Origin of the sequence: Paenibacillus sonchi (genome assembly GCF_016772475.1) — a bacterium.
Classification (GTDB): Bacteria; Bacillota; Bacilli; order Paenibacillales; family Paenibacillaceae; genus Paenibacillus_AQ; species Paenibacillus_AQ sonchi.
In genome coordinates, this window is the sequence record NZ_CP068595.1 from 4574888 (window position 1) to 4592163 (window position 17276).

11 protein-coding genes are annotated in these 17276 nt (G+C 52.8%); 8 read left to right on the forward strand and 3 right to left on the reverse strand.

Going from position 1 to position 17276, the window contains the following annotated elements; translation table 11 throughout:
* Nucleotides 1-15 precede the first annotated feature (15 nt).
* Both JI735_RS20225 and JI735_RS20230 read left to right on the forward strand, forming a co-directional pair.
* A complete protein-coding gene (locus JI735_RS20225) occupies nt 16-1605 on the forward strand; it encodes a DUF3502 domain-containing protein (protein ID WP_039835985.1) in 1590 nt (529 codons plus the stop codon).
* A 116-nt stretch (nt 1606-1721) separates the two neighbouring features.
* A complete protein-coding gene (locus tag JI735_RS20230; RefSeq protein WP_039835986.1) occupies nt 1722-4103 on the forward strand; it encodes a beta-galactosidase in 2382 nt (793 codons plus the stop codon).
* Between the two features lie 626 nt (nt 4104-4729).
* On the opposite strand, the gene JI735_RS20235 is transcribed toward JI735_RS20230, so the two are convergent.
* Together JI735_RS20235 and JI735_RS20240 are read right to left on the reverse strand one after the other, a co-directional pair.
* The gene (locus tag JI735_RS20235; RefSeq protein ID WP_039835988.1) at nt 4730-5566 is read right to left on the reverse strand and encodes a carbohydrate ABC transporter permease; all 837 of its coding nucleotides are present in this window, start codon (nt 5564-5566) and stop codon (nt 4730-4732) included.
* On the reverse strand, nt 5566-6456 hold the full coding sequence (locus JI735_RS20240) for a carbohydrate ABC transporter permease (protein ID WP_039835989.1): 891 nt from the start codon (nt 6454-6456) through the stop codon (nt 5566-5568). Before JI735_RS20240 ends, JI735_RS20235 begins: the two co-directional genes overlap by 1 nt.
* 344 nt (nt 6457-6800) lie before the next feature.
* On the opposite strand from JI735_RS20240, the gene JI735_RS20245 reads away from it, so the two are divergent.
* The 6 genes from JI735_RS20245 to JI735_RS20270 all read left to right on the forward strand — a co-directional run bounded on the left by JI735_RS20245 (nt 6801) and on the right by JI735_RS20270 (nt 15608).
* A complete protein-coding gene (locus JI735_RS20245; protein WP_233475981.1) occupies nt 6801-8510 on the forward strand; it encodes a sensor histidine kinase in 1710 nt (569 codons plus the stop codon).
* Nucleotides 8503-10224 (forward strand): response regulator, encoded by a 1722-nt coding sequence (locus JI735_RS20250; RefSeq protein WP_202676360.1) that lies wholly within the window; start codon nt 8503-8505, stop codon nt 10222-10224. The genes JI735_RS20245 and JI735_RS20250 overlap by 8 nt, the downstream gene beginning before the upstream one ends.
* Before the next feature lie 46 nt (nt 10225-10270).
* Nucleotides 10271-11611, forward strand: coding sequence for an ABC transporter substrate-binding protein (locus JI735_RS20255; RefSeq protein ID WP_039835992.1), 1341 nt, complete (start codon nt 10271-10273; stop codon nt 11609-11611).
* Nucleotides 11612-11959: 348 nt separating this feature from the next.
* The gene (locus JI735_RS20260; protein ID WP_202676361.1) at nt 11960-14056 is read left to right on the forward strand and encodes a glycoside hydrolase family 36 protein; all 2097 of its coding nucleotides are present in this window, start codon (nt 11960-11962) and stop codon (nt 14054-14056) included.
* A gap of 401 nt (nt 14057-14457) precedes the next feature.
* A complete protein-coding gene (locus tag JI735_RS20265; protein ID WP_039788503.1) occupies nt 14458-14715 on the forward strand; it encodes an AbrB/MazE/SpoVT family DNA-binding domain-containing protein in 258 nt (85 codons plus the stop codon).
* A 176-nt stretch (nt 14716-14891) separates the two neighbouring features.
* Nucleotides 14892-15608: an HAD family hydrolase gene (locus tag JI735_RS20270; protein WP_039836000.1), complete on the forward strand. Its 717-nt coding sequence runs from the start codon at nt 14892-14894 to the stop codon at nt 15606-15608.
* Nucleotides 15609-16202: 594 nt separating this feature from the next.
* On the opposite strand, the gene JI735_RS20275 is transcribed toward JI735_RS20270, so the two are convergent.
* Nucleotides 16203-17276 carry a YheC/YheD family endospore coat-associated protein gene (locus tag JI735_RS20275; RefSeq protein ID WP_051051875.1) on the reverse strand — a complete coding sequence of 358 codons (1074 nt, stop codon included), beginning with the start codon at nt 17274-17276 and terminating at the stop codon, nt 16203-16205.

Below are 17276 nucleotides of genomic sequence, written 5' to 3' on the forward strand. Positions count from 1 at the left end.
GGGGGAAACAAGGTCATGGCAAACAAGAAAAAGAAACTCACAGTTACGCTGGCAACGATGATGGCACTGGGGACAATCCTCAGCGCATGCGGTGGCGGCAACAACAACAATACAGCTGCGGAAGCAACAAACGCCGGGGCAACCGCTGCAACAACAGAAGGCGCAGCCGCGGATTCCGGCGCTCCTGACACCTCCAAAGAGGTCAAGCTCAAAATGATCCTGGTCGGCGGCCAGCCCGGCGATTACGACAAGGTATTCGGAGAGCTCAATACCAAATTGAAAGAAAAAATCAATGCCACCGTGGAAACAGAGTTCCTTGACTGGTCCGACTGGACCCAGAAGTATCCGCTGAAATTTGCCGCCAATGAGGATTTTGACCTCGTGTACACAGCTAACTGGGCTTTTTATAACGATCAGGCACTGAAAGGCGGATTTTTGGAGCTGACCGATGATATGCTGCAAAAGTACATGCCAAAAACCTGGGAAGCAATGCCTAAGGTAAACTGGGAGCAAGCGAAAGTGGACGGCAAGCTCTACATGGTTCCAAACAACAACGTTGAGGTTACCGACAAGGTAGTGCTGTATCGTGAGGATCTGCGCAAAAAGTACAATCTTCCGGAAATCAACAGTCCCGACACCTACGCCAATTACTTGAAAACGGTTGCTAAAGAAGAAAAAGGCATTACCGCTTACGGTGCCAAACCCGCTGACGGCTGGAAATGGCATGAGCTTGACCAGACATTGCTGGAGCAGAACAACAACTTCAACCTGGTGGATGCCAACCTGCTGCCGCTGGCTTACAAGCTGGATGATGCTTCCGGCAAAATATTCAACATCTACGACACTCCTGAGTTCACATCGCTGCTGAAATATTATAAAGATCTGGCCGACAATGGCGCCTGGTCCAAAAACGTAGTCAGCAACAAAAACGATGTATGGCAGGATATCAAGGCCGGGAAGGTGTCCTCCTATGCCCATAACCTGGGTACTGTGGCTGCTAACCTTGCCGAAATGCGCCGCGACAAACCGGATGTAGAGCTGGCGATTGCCGACCTTACACCGGATAAGAAAAAAATCGCCGCAATTGCGACCCAAAACGGGATGTCCATTCATGCTACTTCTAAGAATGCAGAACGTTCTCTGATGCTGATCGATCTGCTGCAAAATGACAAGGAAATTCACGACTTGACGATGTACGGCATTGCCGGAACCAACTACATCCCTGAAGGGGATGACAAGTACAAGGCTGGTCCTGCGGCTGCGAATTACACCGGCTTCTCGAACTGGGGCTGGAATTCCCCGCTGAACCGTCAAGATGCGGCTTATCCGAAGGAAGCCGATGATATGTTCAACAGCTGGCAGTCGAGTGTTTACCACTTCCCGCTGGAAACCTTTGTCTTCGACTCAGCTAAAGTGAAGAACGAAGTGGCGAATATCGGGAACGTCATGCTGCGTTACGCGATCCCGCTGGAATACGGATTGATCGACGATATCGAAAAAGGCCAGGCTGACCTGATCAAACAGCTGAAATCCGCTGGCATTGATAAGGTCCAGACTGAAATGCAAACGCAAATCGATGCCTTCCTGGCAGCGCAAAAACAATAGCCGGATAAGAGTGAAGCTTATGTAACGGCTTCCGGGCTGCTCCAAAGCATAGCTTTGGGGCAGCCCTTTTTAAGAATATAAGGGTTGATATGTTTCATAAAAAGGAGCGCAAGAATATGGCCTACACAATTCATGCGGGCATTGCCCCGAAGGAGATTTATCCGGCGTCCCTGAAGCTGAGCGGAACCAATCCGCAGGGAGACCGGATCAGCTTCACCAATTACTATATGGAGCTGAACGGCAAGCCGTATTTTGCCGTCTGCGGGGAATTCCATTATTCCCGTTACCCGGAAGACAGCTGGGAAACCGAAATCCGCAAGATGAAGATATCCGGGATTAATATTGTGGCCACCTACATCTTCTGGAATCACCATGAGGAAATCGAAGGGGAATTCGAATGGCAGGGCAACCGCGATCTGCGGAGGTTCGTAGAGCTGTGTGCACAGAATGGAATGTATGTCATCCTGCGTGTGGGTCCGTTCTGCCATGGCGAGGTCCGCAACGGCGGACTGCCGGACTGGCTGTTCGGGCGTTACTTTGATGTGCGTTCCAATGACGAAGGCTACCTGCATTATGTCCGCCGGCTGTTCCAGGAGATTGGAGCGCAGGCAGCGGGACAGATGTTCAAGGACGGAGGGCCTGTGGTTGGCATTCAGCTGGAGAACGAATTCAATGCCGCTGCGGCCCTGTGGGAACTGACTGCCAAGCAAGGTGATGAATACCTGAGCGGCGGAATTGGAGGCGAAGCTGGGGCTGAGCATATGCGCCTGCTTAAGCAGTATGCTGTAGAAGCGGGAATGATTGCGCCGGTTTACACCAGTACGGGCTGGGGCGCTGCGCCATTGCTGGAGGATGAGGTGCTTCCGCTGTACGGCGGCTATGCCTATACGCCTTGGAGTATCAGCGCGCAGAATCCTGACCAGAAGCCGACCCCGGAGTATGTATTCGTGAATTATCACGATGAAACGGCCGGAACCGGCGAGTTCAATCCTCCATATGCCAAAACCAAATATCCGTTTGCCTGCTGTGAGATGGGCGGAGGCATGCAGACCTGGTATTTGTCGCGGTTCCAGGTGGAACCGGAGAGCGTGCTGGCGATGGGCCTGATGAAGATTGCAGGCGGGTGCAATTTTGTCGGTTATTATATGTTCCATGGCGGTACGAATCTGGTGGGAAAAACAGGCTACCTGAATGAGAGCACCACGCCCAGAATCACCTACGACTTTCAGGCTCCTCTTGGTGAATTCGGCCAGATCCGTGATTCGGCCCATCTGCTGCGGCCGCTGCATTATTTTCTCCACCGGTTCGGGGCGCGGCTGGCGCCGATGGCAACCGTCCTGCCTCAAGGCGCGGAGGCTATCACTCCCGAAGATGCCCATACGCTGCGCTACGCGGTCCGCACGGACGGCAGCGCGGGGTTCCTGTTCGTCAACAACTACCAGGACCACGTGGAGATGGATGTGCATGAGAATGTCCGGTTTGCCGTCCGGCTGGCTGAGGAAACGATTGAATTCCCAAGAAAAAGCGCACTGACCGTCCACAGAAATGCCTCGTTCCTTCTGCCATTCAATTTTGCGCTGGACGGGCTGAACCTGCGCTATGCTACGGCCCAGCCGGTAACCTTGGTGGAGTCTGCGGAGGCGGCCACCTACTTCTTCTCCATGCCGGAGGGGGTGGACGGGGAGTTTCGGATTGATGCCCATGAGGGCATCACCAGCGTTTCCGTAGATGCCGGAACCGTGGAGATGGATGCCGGGAACCATTACACGGTCCTTATCCCGTATGACCGCTCAGGAATGATCCGGATTACACAGGAGGGAGCGCGGGAAATCCGCATTTATGCTATGAATGCCCAAGAAGCCGCCATGCTGTGGGAGATGGAGGAAGAGGGGCTGCAGCGGATCATATTCTCGGAGATTCCGCCTGTACAGACCGGGGATGGCCTCGAATTTTTCAGCTGCGGCAACAATAGCTTCTCTTTCCGGGAATATACCGGAGGTCCGGCGGCTGCGGCCAAGTGGACAACAGCGTATGAGGCCTGCTCTATCGCTCAGCACAGCGGCGGGTGGTTTCACAGCTATGACCTGGAGCTTCCGGCCAAGGAGGCCGGGCTGAAGACACGGAAGCTCCATGACCATAAAATAGCGCTTGAGTTTGCTCCAAGGATGCTGGAGGGGGTGGAAGAGGTGCTGCTGAGCATCGATTACACAGGAAATGTAGGTTATGCTTTTGCCGCTGGCCGGCTTTTCCATGATCATTTCTATAACGGCGCGCCATGGGAGATCGGCTTGTCCCGCTTCAAGGATGTTCTGAAGGGCGGGGAGATCATCCTCGAAACCACACCGCTGCGCCAGGGTGTAACGACTGTGGCTGCAGATGCCGCCATGGCGGCCCAGAAGCAGTTTACCGGGGAAGCGACGGCAGTGTTCCACAGCGTTACAGCGGTTCCGGTGTACCGGGTGGCGTTGACCGACAGGCGGACTGAGAGTGGAAGCTAAACATAAGGTAATGAGGTAGGGAATTGCAGGGAGCTGTAGAGAGTTGTAGGGAGTACCTAACAGGTCATGATAGAATGCAAACGGACTGGAGAAGCGTTATTTGGCGAAAATGGCAGTGTTATCCGGCCAAACGGACCCAGGAGCCTTTATATGATCGATTTACCCCCGTTTTGAGCGCAAACGGATGAAATAAGGGATTCTGAGTCCGCATTCATGGAGACAAGGGTTCTTTTCACAAAATAAGGTCATCTGTGTCCGGATCACCGGCAAGCGGGTGGGCTAATAGGTGGATATAGCAACAGACCGGCTGGTGAATCATGAAATCTGTTCAATAAGTGGATATAGCAGCGGATTAGCTGGAGAACAATGCAATCGAACCCGTACGTGGATGAAGCGGCGGACTGTGGGCCAAGTAAAACGGACTTGCAGATGGCCGGGGATGCATACGATCCCTTGGCGGCTTGTAAGCTTGTATTCAGGTGTACTTATGTTCATCGCCAGGTACCTGGGCTGTATGAACTAAAACTCAAACCTCAAAAAGCACCGCCCAGGCAGTGAGATCTGCTTAGGCGGTGCTTTTTTTCAAATGCAGCTTTCGTTTAACCGTCCGTGTGTGAGGAGCTAGATCAGCCCTTCACTGCTCCGGCCACTACGCCTTTGACGATGTACTTCTGCAGGAAGATGAACACGATGATGGAAGGCAATACGGCCATCACCATTGCTGTCATCGCATACTGCCAGTCGGAGGTGTACTGTCCGACGAAAGTGTAGGCTGCCAGCGTCAGCGTTTTCGTATCCGGTGAACCGTTGACCATTAAGAGCGGGAGCAGGAAGTCGTTCCAGATCCACATGACGTCGATGATGACAATGGTAGTCGTTACCGATTTCAACAGCGGGAAGATGACACTGAAGAACAGCCGGAAGCTCGAAGCCCCGTCGATTGTGGCGCTCTCGTCGATCTCTGTCGGGATGCCTTTTACAAATCCGTGATAGATGAACACAGCCAGCGGTGCGCCGAAGCCCCAATACAGCAGCCCCAGTCCCCAGGTGCTCTCGGAGAGGTTCAGGTTCTTGGCTGTTTGCAGCACGGTCAGCATGATGGATTGGAACGGAATCAGCATCGGCATAATGCACAGGAAGTAGATGATTCCGCTGAGTCTGGATTTGGTCCGTGCCAGTTTATAGGCGGCAATGGAAGAGATGAACACGATGCCCAGCAGGCCAAGGCCGGTAATGATGAAGTTGTTCAGGAACAATCTCGGATAGTTGATGAATTTCCAGACATACGAGTAGTTGCTGAGCGCCAGATGCTGTGGCAGAGCGATAACATCCGTCATGACCTCGCTGAAGCTTTTTAACGAGTTGATGATCGTCAGGAACAGCGGATACAGGAACAGAAGAGAGAGGATGACCAGAATCACTTCGAGAATGATCCGGCCTGCTTTGGTGTTGTTTGTTTTCATTATGCCTCTACCTCTCTTCGTTTGAAGACTGTCAGCTGGATGATCGTTACGACCAGTACAGCCAGGAACAGGATAAGCGCTTTCGCGGTTCCGTATCCGTATAGATTATTCTGGAAGGTATCCCGGTAGATATCGTAAGCGATACTGTAGGTAGTTCCTCCGGGACCGCCGCCGGTCAGCGACAGAATTACGTCGAATACTTTGATCGAGTTGGTCAGTGCCATAAAGACCGAGATTGTAATGGAGGGTGCAAGCAGCGGCAGCGTAATGCTGAAGAATCTTCTCATCGCTCCGGCACCGTCCACCGTTGCGGCTTCCTTAAGGTCGTCAGGTACAGACTGCAGGCCCGCGATATAAATCACCAGGTAGAATCCGATCGACTGCCAGATGGAAACCCCTAGAATCGAGATGAATGCCAGCCCCGGCGTTCCCAGCCAGCTGAGCCCGAAGAACGACCAGCCTGTGCTTTCCCCCAGAGAGTTGAAGCCCTGCATGAAAATAAATTTCCAGATGAAGCCGACAATCACAAGGCTGAGAATGTAAGGGATGAAAAAGGCCGCTCTCAGCCAGGAGGTGGACTTCAGCTTCATATCGAGCAGGACAGCCAGCAGAATGGCCAGCACGTTAACAATAACAATGTAGAGTATCGCATATTTGATCGTGAACCATGCCGAATTGGCAAAGTTGCTGTCTCCGGTAAAGATCTGCTGGAAATTATCCAGGCCGACGAATTTGGGATGTTTGGAGATTCCGTTCCACTTGGTCATGGAATACCGGATGGTCATGACAAAAGGAATGTAGAACGCAACAGCGATACAGATTAGAACGGGGAGGGTGAACAGCCCGAAATCTAATTTCTCGCGCCATCTTCTGCCGAGTGTTTTTAACATGGATGCACCTCTTTTGGATTTATAGGGTGGAGTCTGGTACTGGCTTGCCACACATAACCATTCCGGTTAGTCTATATTGTGTATTATAGAGCAGACCCCTATACTCAAAAATGGATTTAAGAGTACAGTTAGGGGTAAAAAGGTGAACTGAACATTTCCGTGTAATCTTGTGCTAGAAGGAGGCCGGCATCATCAAAAGAACCCTTTACAAGCTGTTTGAGCCTGTCCTGGAGCGGATTTCACGCCGCCTGGCGAACAAGCTGATTCTGCTGTTCACGATCATTATTATTCTGGTCGTTGCCTCACTGACGTTCATTTCTTACGGGATGCTGCGCAGGGAATCAGTGAACAACAGCATCTCCAGCACCCGCAGCAACCTGCTTCTGGTCGGGCGCAATCTGGAGAGTTATCTGGACGGGATCGGCCAGCTGTCGCTGCCGCAGATCTCTTATGATGAGTTCAATTATGCGATTCTGCATGAATCGGAGGACTATGCATCGAAGATGTATGTGGAGGATTATTTGAAGAATCTTTATTTTTCCCGCAGCGATCTGGAAGCGATTTATCTGTATGTCATCAAGGAGCACAAATATTATTATGTCACCAAGGAGAACTATAATATTACTGTCCGGGTGGTAGAGCATCCGCCGATTGAGAATCTTCCGTGGTACAAGCGGGCGCTGGCCAGTCCCTTCAACCGCTCGTATCAGTCCTTCGTGAAGGAGCGGACCCCGGAGGAGAGCCAAGGCGATTACCCTATCAATTCTGAGAAAAGCTTCATGGGCTATCACCGTCTGCTGCGTTCGATTGTGACCCGGGAGCCGCAGGCGGTTCTGTCCCTGTACTTCAATTCCAGTGTGACGGATGAGATTATGAAGGATATTCCCTTTAGTGACGGGGAGCATCTGATGTATATCAGTCCGGACAATGAGCCGTTTGTGGTCGATGACCGTGAATTTTATCTGCAGAGTGAACAAGCGGGGCTGCTGGAGCAGCTGACCCCGGCCCAAGGCGGCCGCCTGACCTGGTCCGACGCGGAACAGAAGTATCTGGTGATGTATGACATCAGCCAAAAAGAGGGCTGGAAGCTCGTCAAGCCGATTCCCTACAAGCAGATTTATGAAGCGGCGACGACGACGCGCAAATTGAGCTATTCGATCGGGCTGCTGTTCCTGATTGTGTCCGTTGTTCTCGTCAGCTTCACCTCCAACAGAATCACGAATCCGCTGAAGAATCTGTCGCTGCAGATGAAGCGCTTCAGCACCGGCAGCTTCGATGCCGAAGCCGCTGTAGAGGGAAACGATGAGATCGCCTACCTATCCAGGCACTTCAACAAGATGGTAGAGAAGACGAACGAACTGATTAATGAACGGTACAAGATGAAGATTGTCGAGAAAAACGCTGTGCTAAAAGCGCTGGAGGCGGAGATCAATCCGCATTTCCTCTATAATGCGCTGCAGGCCATCTCCACTAAGGCACTCAAAAACAACAATGATGATATTGTCGAGATGGTGGACAACCTGGCACTCACCCTGAGATACTGCATCAGCGGCAGGGATGTGGTGCAGGCCCGGGAGGAGCTGAAGCATATCGAACGTTATCTGGCGCTGCAAAAAGCCCGCTTCGGCAGCCGCATGCAGGTCGAATACGACTGGAATGAGAGTCTGCTGGAGCTGAGGATTCCCAAGCTGTCGATTCAGACGCTGGTGGAAAACTGCATTAAGCACGCGCTGGAGAAGGTGTCCAGCACAGTTACGATCCGGATTGAAGCCCATATTACCCCTGCCCACAGTGTGATCTCTGTGCTGGATGACGGGCCGGGGATCACGGAGCAGCGGCTCCGGCAGGTGCTCAGCTCGCTGCAGATCCAGTGGGAGGACCGCGGGGGCGAAGAAGCTGAAGAAGGGGACAACGAGAGTATTGGCTTGAAGAATCTGAATACACGCCTGAAGCTCTTATACGGTGAAGAGGCAGGGCTTGTTATTGCCGGCGATGAGCATGGCACACGGATAGATATGCGGTTACCGCGGGGAGGGCTGGGACAACATGTATAAAGTACTGATTATTGATGATGAAGAGCCGCTGCGCGAGGCCATTCATATCCTCGGGGACTGGAAGGGCCTGGGAGTGGATCAGGTGCTGGAGGCGACAGACGGCAGGATGGGGCTTGAGATGCTCCGGAAGCACAAGATTGATCTGGCGCTCGTGGATATGAAGATGCCCGAGCTGAACGGAAGCCAGCTGCTGCAGATTGCGGAACGTGAATTTCCCGATCTGCTGCTGATTGTGATCAGCGGCTACAATGATTTTGAATATACCCGGCAGGCCATCCGCTCCAAGGTGGTGGATTATTTGCTGAAGCCGGTGAACCGGAGTGATCTCAACAGTGCGCTGCGCAAGGCCATGGATGTGCTGGAGGCAAAACGCAAGCGGGAAAGCGAGTTCATCAACCGGAACATCACCCTGAACATGTCCCTTCCCAAGCTCAAGGAGAAGATGTACCTGTCGATCATTGAACGCAGCTTCAAAAACCAGTCCAATGAAGCGTTCCTGCCGCTGATTGGTGCGGACAAGCCGGGGAACCATTTTGCGGTAGGCGTTCTGCGGATGCTTAATTTGGAGCAGGTGCGCCATGCCAGGTTCCATGAGGACAGGGATTTGCTGCATTTTGCGGTCACAAATGTAATCAACGAGAACAGCGGCGGCCATTTCGAAGCGTTCAGCTTTGCCAGCCCGAGAAGCGAGCGGGAATTTATCGCGATTTTTACCTTGAAGGGCAGCTATGGGGAGGATGCGGCTTTTCTCTCGCTTCATCATATGAAGAAGACGGTTTCAACCCTGAAGGAACTGTTCGGCATTCTTTGCGCGGGCGGTCTTGGACAGCCGTACAGCGAGGTTATGGAGATTGCGCAGTCCTACGAGCTGGCCAAGGCCGCGCTGGACGGGACCGATTTGCTGACCCTGAAGGGCAGCACGGTTTCGAACAGCGGATATACGAAATCCGCAGCCAAGGACAGCCCTTCCCTGACAGGGCGGATGCCGCTGATCCGCAGCAGCCTGGAGAGCGGAAACGCGGGCCATGCCAAAAGTATTCTCAGTGATTTTACCCGCAAATGGAAATCCTCGGAGCATTTCAGTCTGGGTGAAGCAGACCGGATCATTCAGGAGTTTATTATTTTGCTGGGAGACATCGCTGTAGAGCTGGATGCGGTCCCCGAACGGCTGCGGAGCGGAAAAAGCAAAGGGCTGCGGGGGCTGGGCATCAGCAGTGATTTCGCCTCCTTTGGAGAGTTTGAGGCGGTGCTGGGCAGCGTTCTGGATGTCTATGCGGGAGAAATCAGCAGATCGCTTGCCGGAGACCGGAGCAGTGTGCTGGAAAATATTAAAGCATACATTGATAACCATTATTTCGAGAATATTAAAATATCGATGTTCACGGATAAATATTTCCTGAGCAGAGAATACTTAATGAAGCTGTTCAAGGGCCAGTACGGGTACGGCATTCATGAGTATGTGCAAAAGGTTAGAATGGACAAGGCCAAGGAGCTGCTGTCGGACCCCGCCCTCAAAATCCAGGATATTTCCGAGAGGCTGGGATATAAGGACAAGAACTATTTCAGCAAGGCGTTCCGCAACTATTATGACTGTTCGCCTTCTGAGTTCCGGCTGCTGCTTACAGGGGAGAAAAGTGAAACGGTTACATCAGCCCACTTTTTTACCCTCAGAAGATCACTTATGTACATTCTTATCCTTTTTCTTTTTATTTAAAATAACACCAAGACCACAAGAAACATAAGGAAAAGGGGGCAACATCATGAAGGGAAAAAGAATTATGGCTCTATCGGCGAGCCTGCTGCTCGCAGGAGGGCTGCTGGCCGGCTGTGGCGGGAATAACACCAATAATGCCGTTAACAACGCAGGTGGAACAAATAAGGGGGCGAACGCAGGCAATACGGCTACCGACTCAACCAAACCTGTCACGATTAATATGTTCACTGCGTCTCCCGAGTACACCGATGCTTTCAATGCATATATCGCCGAATACAAAAAAGTTAAGCCTAATGTGACCATCAACCTGGAAATTATGCAGGCCGACTACAATACAGTGCTCAAATCAAAAATTGCCGCAGGCAGCACACCGGATGTTTTCCAGACTACCGCCGGCGGAGACATTGATACCTTTGCTGAATACAGTGCCGACCTGACCAATGAGCCGCTGGCAGCCGCCATGACCGATGCGGTCCGCTCCAATATGACCTCCTCCGACGGCAAAGTGCTTGGACTTCCGGTCAAAGGCAATCTGTTTGTACTGATGTATAACAAAAAGCTGCTTGCCGATGCAGGCATAACTGACGTTCCAAAAACCACAGCCGAGCTGGACGATGCCATCACTAAGCTGGAAGCCAAGGGAATTACACCGTTCGCCAATGCCTATAAAGAGTGGTGGGTCTGGAAGCACATCTTCCAGCACTTCGTGGATGCGGCTGCTACAGACGCCGGAATTGACGCCAAGACACTTGTAGGCAACTTTATCGCCGGAGACACCACCTTCAAGGATCATCCGATGCTGTACAACAACTTCTTCAACTTCATTGACACTACGATAAAACACGGAACAGACAAGCCGCTGGAACGCGACAGCAATGCTGAAGTCAGCGACTTTGCTCTTGGCAAAGCGGCATTTATGACCGGTAAAGGCGCATGGGATGAAGAAGCCATCAAAAAAATCACCCCTGACTTTGATCTCGGCATCGCCGGATATCCGGTCAGTGACAAGCCGGAGCAATCGCAGATTATCACCGGCGCCGATCAGGCGCTGCGCATTAACAAGGATTCCGCTGTAGCCGCACAGACCATTGAATTCTTCAACTGGCTGTATACGTCCGAATACGGCAAGAACTGGTTCTCCACGGTGGCCAAAGTCATTCCGCCAATCAAGGATGCTCCAATGCCTGACCTGCAAATGCCTAAGGAAATGGAAGAAATCCTCAAAACCGAGAAATCCGGCGACCTGTCGGTCAACTATTCTCTGGATACCTTCCACCAGAAATTCGGCGAGCTGATGCAGGCCTATATCGGCGGCAGCAAAACCAAGGATCAGGCCATCGACGAAATCCAAAAAGCCTGGATTCAATTCGGTTCCGCTGAACAATAAACCTGAATAGCTTCCATTCCGGGACGGTCTTGAGGGTAAGATTCTTTTACCGGAGGGGCCGTCTTTGGTATGTGGGGGAGGCGCGGCGAATGGGCGTAACTGCGTGGAATGTTTGGATTTCCGGCCGCTGTTATGTTTGGATTTCCTGATTTAAACTGCTGGCCACAGTAGAAATCCAAACATAAAGGCGGACGCTATCGCTCCTCCAATTCCAAACTTCCCCTCCGTTACTTCTTCACCGCTTTTCTTCGGAGTGGGTAGCAGATTAAAGATAAAGCCCTTTAAGCAGCAAGGAAAACAAATTATAATCAGGGCAGACACCACACTTGTCAGGAGGCCAAATAAATAATGGACAGCAAGCGCATCGAGATTGCCGAAAACGGACTTTATCTTACGATTGAAATTACAGGGGAGCAGGATGTCCGGCTGCTGCATTTTGGCGCAGCGCCTTTGCAGGACGGAATCATTGCGGAGAAGAACAAGCCGGGGTTCCGGCTGCTGGAGCTGCAGCTCTCGGGAGAGGACCGGGATGAATATCACGGGCGCACGCACCGCGCCTCTTATCCGGGGCTGCGGATGGTGTATGGCGGACACAGCGACAGCGTAAATGCACTTGGCCGCAAGCTGGAAATCACCCTTACTGACCCGGTAACCGGCATAACAGCAGAGCAGCATTTACAGTTCTATACAGGTGTGCAGACGGTCCGCTGCTGGACGGTGCTGAAGAATACAGGCACTGGCGAAGCCGCTGTGGAATATGTCTCGACCTTTGCGCTTACCGGAGTGGACAAAGAAGGCAGCGGCGACCGCAACGACAAAATCGAGGTCACCATCGCCCACAGCGGCTGGCAGAGCGAGCTGCAATGGCGGACCTACCGGCTGCCGGAGCTGGGCATGTCCCATCTGGCCGACCGCGGCTCCAAGCGGATCGCCGCCAGCAACACCGGCTCCTGGTCGGCGGCGGAGCTGCTGCCGATGGCAGTGCTGCACAACAAGGAGAGCGGGACAAGCTTATTCTGGCAGATCGAGCACAATGGCTCCTGGCACTGGGAGCTGACCGATCAGTATGACCAGCTCACCCTGCTGGTCAGCGGGCCGACAGAGCACGACAACCACTGGTGGCTGAAGCTGGCGCCGGGAGAGGAATTTACCTCGGTGCCGGTAGCCGTTGGCGCTGTGCAAGGGGGCTTCCAGGGCGCGGCAGAGCAGCTTACGGCCTACCGGCGGATGATCCGCCGGCCGAATGAAGACAATGAGCTGCTGCGGATTATTTTCAACGACTATATGAACTGTCTGTGGGGAAGCCCCACCACCGGGAAGCTGCTGCCCCTGATCGATGCCGCCGCCGATGTCGGCTGCGAATATTTCTGCATCGATGCAGGCTGGTATGCGCCTGGAGAGTGGTGGGACGGCGTAGGACAATGGGAGCCTTCCGCCGAGCGGTTTCCCGAGGGGATTAAATATGTGCTGGATTATATCCGCAGCAAAGGCATGATTCCCGGGCTCTGGCTGGAGCTGGAGGTCATGGGGATCAACAGTCCGAAGCTCACAGAAACCGACGACAGCTGGTTCTTTATGCGCCACGGCAAGCGGGTCAAGGACCGCAGCCGCTATCAGCTGGATTACCGGAATCCCAAGGTCATTGCCCACGCGGACGGAGTGATTTCAAGATTGGTGGAGCAGTATGGAGTGGGCTATATTAAAATGGACTACAACATCAACGCCGGCATCGGGACGGAAACGGATGCCGACAGCTTCGGCGACGGTCTGCTGCAGCATAACCGGGCATATCTGGCCTGGCTGGACAGCATCTTTGCCCGTTACCCGAATCTTGTAATCGAGAACTGCTCCAGCGGCGGCATGCGCATGGACTATGCCATGCTCAGCCGGCACAGCATCCAGTCCACCAGCGACCAGGAGGATTACGTGCAGTATGCGGCGATTGCCGCAGGTTCTCCGGCGGCCCTGACCCCCGAGCAATCTGCAGTGTGGTCCTATCCGCTGCGCGAGGGCGATGATGAAGAGGTTATCTTCAACATGGTCAATGCGCTGCTGCTCCGTGTGCACCAGAGCGGCCATCTGGCCGAGCTTGAGCCCCGGCGCAGGGAACTGGTGAAGGAAGCGCTGGATTATTACAAATCGATCCGTGCGCATATCCCGCAGGCGACCGCCTTCTGGCCCTTGGGTCTGCCGGACAGCGAAGGCGAGTGGGTGAGCTTTGGCCTGCGCCATGGCGATACCCGCTATCTGGCGGTCTGGCGGATTGCCGGAGAAGCAGCAGCAGTCAAGCTGCCGATTCCTGAGCTGCAGGGCCAGGCAGCAGAAGTAAGCTGCGCATATCCTCAGCAGCATCATTCGGATTGGAGCTGGAACCCGTCCGGGGGTGTGCTGACCGTCTCAATCCCCCAAGGCAAGACGGCCCGGCTTTTTGAGATTCACGCTTGACGCACGGCACAATTGATCACCCTTTCTGAAGCGGAGATAAATTCATCTGCTGAGAGAGGGTGTTTTTGCTGCGGGAATATTCAGGTGAACGGCGGGGTTTCTTGTTCTGTAAATAGGTCTAATTAGTTTTGTAATACCTGTATTAATTTTTTAAAATAAAAAACTGTTAATTGGGGCGGATTTTGGATAAAATAATCCCTAGACTAATATTTTGTCGAATTTACTCTGAATTTTGTCGAATTATTTGTCGATAAATATCAAAAGATGTAGAAATAAAATTGACAGGAAAGAACTAGCACTTTACAATGCAGATAGAGGTTAATCATTTCTACTATATTGAAGCATTGATAGCTTTTAACACCACAAGATTATTTAAGGGTTATTTCAAGGGAGGATGCATAGTGATGAAGGCAACAGGAATAGTAAGAAAAGTGGATGAACTGGGACGTATCGTGATTCCGATTGAACTGCGCAGAACGATGGGAATTGACATAAAAGACCCTCTCGAAATTTTTGTCGACGGTGAAAAGATCATTCTCAGAAAATATGAGCCTACCTGCATCTTCTCCGGCAGTGCAGAAAACCTCATTAACTTCAAAGGCAAAATGGTCAGCAAAGATGTACTGGACGAATTGATTGCCAGCTTCGACCGCGTATAATCAGCAACCGGCATCCAGCGCTTTATAACAGCGGGGACCGGAGGACGGGCACCTTAACGGTGCTGCCCTCCGGTCCCTTTTGCATTGCACTTGAAGCTTGTGAACATGGACAATACCTGCTGAAATCCTATATTATAGGGCGTGAGACAAAAGCATCTGCCCGCAGAAGGCGGCATATGCAGAACACTACAGAAGGGCTGGGTCATCACATGAGTACGAAATTGAAGAAGCCGGAAGCGATTATTTTTGATATGGACGGAACGTTGTTCCAGACAGAAAGTCTGCTGTTGCCCGCTTATCATAAAATGTTTGACATTTTGCGGGCGGAGGGTCTGTACGCAGGACCCACTCCACCGGAGGAACGGATTCTCAGCAGTCTGGGCATGCTGCTGTCCCAAATCTGGAAGAATGTCATGCCGGATGCCGGTGAGGCTGTGCACCGCCGCGCGGATGAGCTGCTGCTGCAGCTGGAAGTCGAGGGGCTGGAGGCAGGCGGCACACTGCTGTACCCTAAGGTTACCGAGACACTTGCGGCGCTTCATGAGCGCGGAGTCAAGCTGTTCGTAGCGAGCAACGGACTGGAAGACTACATTCACAGTATTGTAGTGGTGCACGAGCTGAAAGAGCTGTTTGACGGCCTGTATAGCGCCGGCGGACAGGGCACTGCTACCAAAACCGAGCTGCTGCGCATCCTGCTGGATGAGCACGGCATCAAGGAGGCTTGGATGGTCGGTGACCGTTCATCCGATGTCGAGGCAGGCAAAGGCAACGGGCAGACGGTAATTGGCTGCGCCTATGCAGGCTTCGGACGCCAGGATGAGCTGAAAGGGTCGGATGTTATCATTTCCTCATTTGATGAGCTGATTGGCCTCTACGACAACAGCACGGTGTAAGAGCGTACTGCAAAGGTGTACGAGCGTACAACAATCGAAAGGTTCTCCGTAATTACTGCCGGGTTATAGTCCAGGGCTGAATTGTCCATATTATAACAAGTAAGTCCACACGGGTGTCACTGCCGCCGCATAATCCGGCGTAAGGGCACCCTTGCTGGCGTTAAAGGTCCTTATTTTATTTGTATAGGAAAGCAATGTGTCCCATTCTTGTGCTTAAGATATGTGTGGAGATCAGTCGGATTTGACCGCCTTTTTCCAGCTGGCGCTGGCGAAGTAGCGGGTGAGCGGTGCTATCAGATGAGCGGAGTTATCAGGTGAGTAGTGCTATATAGATTGAACTAGAAGTCCGTAATCTTCTTGTGGAATAACCATAGTAGATTTTTTTGCATGACTGCACTTCGTGCAATAAAATACTTCTGGTTTTGCGTCGAACCGCCTTCTGCTGTATAGAATGCAATAGAATGTGAATTCTGATCTGATTAGAAAGAGATGTTCCTTCTGTCTCTCACTGAAACGGGTACCGTCCTTATAGGACGGTACCCGTTTCTGCTTATCGTATAATTTATATGCTTCACGCAATAAGTTATCCTGCTATCAGTCCCCAACCACCTTCGCCGGACTCGGCGCATTTTTGTTCTTATACACCCACATCGCATACTCCAGCGGGCGCGTTAACGCTTTGCGGTAAGTGCTGCTGTCGCCGGAGCGGGAGAAGACCTCGCGGGCGGGCTTGGGGTTGACCTCCAGCACGTAGATCTGGCCCTCGCGGTTAATGGCGAGGTCCAGGGCCAGCTCGCAGAGGGTACCGAAGCTGTCCTCCAGATAGGCTGCGGCGTCGAGGCCCAGCTTCTCGGCGGTCTTCATCGTTTTCTCGGCCTTTTCCTGGCTGCCGAGCCATTGCTTCAGCAGAATCTCTGCGCGGATGGCGTGGCCGCCGCCGTGGAGATTGGAGGTGACGCTGCGGGCGGCGCCTACGCGGCCGGCCATGCCGGTCAGCTCCCACACGCCCTGGCCGTTCTTTTGCACCAGCATGCGGTAGTCGTGGTAGCGTCCGCTGGGCAGGCGCAGCGGGATGCCCTGCTGCACGAGGAACCGCCCGCCGAGGCACCACTGGTGCACAATGGACTCCAGGCGGGTGAGCGTGACCTTGCGGGGGGCGATGATCTGCCGGCTCAGGCGGCGTCCCTGGATATCGTATAGGGACTTGCCTTCCTTCAGCCGCTCAATCCGCAGGATGCCGCGCCCGCCTGTTCCGCTGGCCGGCTTGACATAGACGACCGGGCTGGATTTCAGTATCCGGTGCAGATCGGCGGAAGACTGGTATAACAAGGTTTCCGGCATATGCTGCCGGAACCGGCTTTTTTGCGAGAAGGTCTGGTACACGGTCCATTTATTGCGCAGCGGCCGGTTCAGAAAGGTCAGATGGCCGTAGCGCGCGCGGAAGCGCAGCAGCTGCTCGAACCGCTTGCTGCGCTGAATCCGGCAGCGGTCATAGATCATATTCGGAAAAGAGCGCCATTTGCGCGACCATGTTCCGCTTTTAACGTCATACACAAGTGCATGAATCTGATCCTTGCTGACGTGCACATCACCGGGTGTAAACACAATAACACGTTCATTATAGACATGTATGTAGGAACAGCTTAAACGGCTCTTTATTTTATTCAC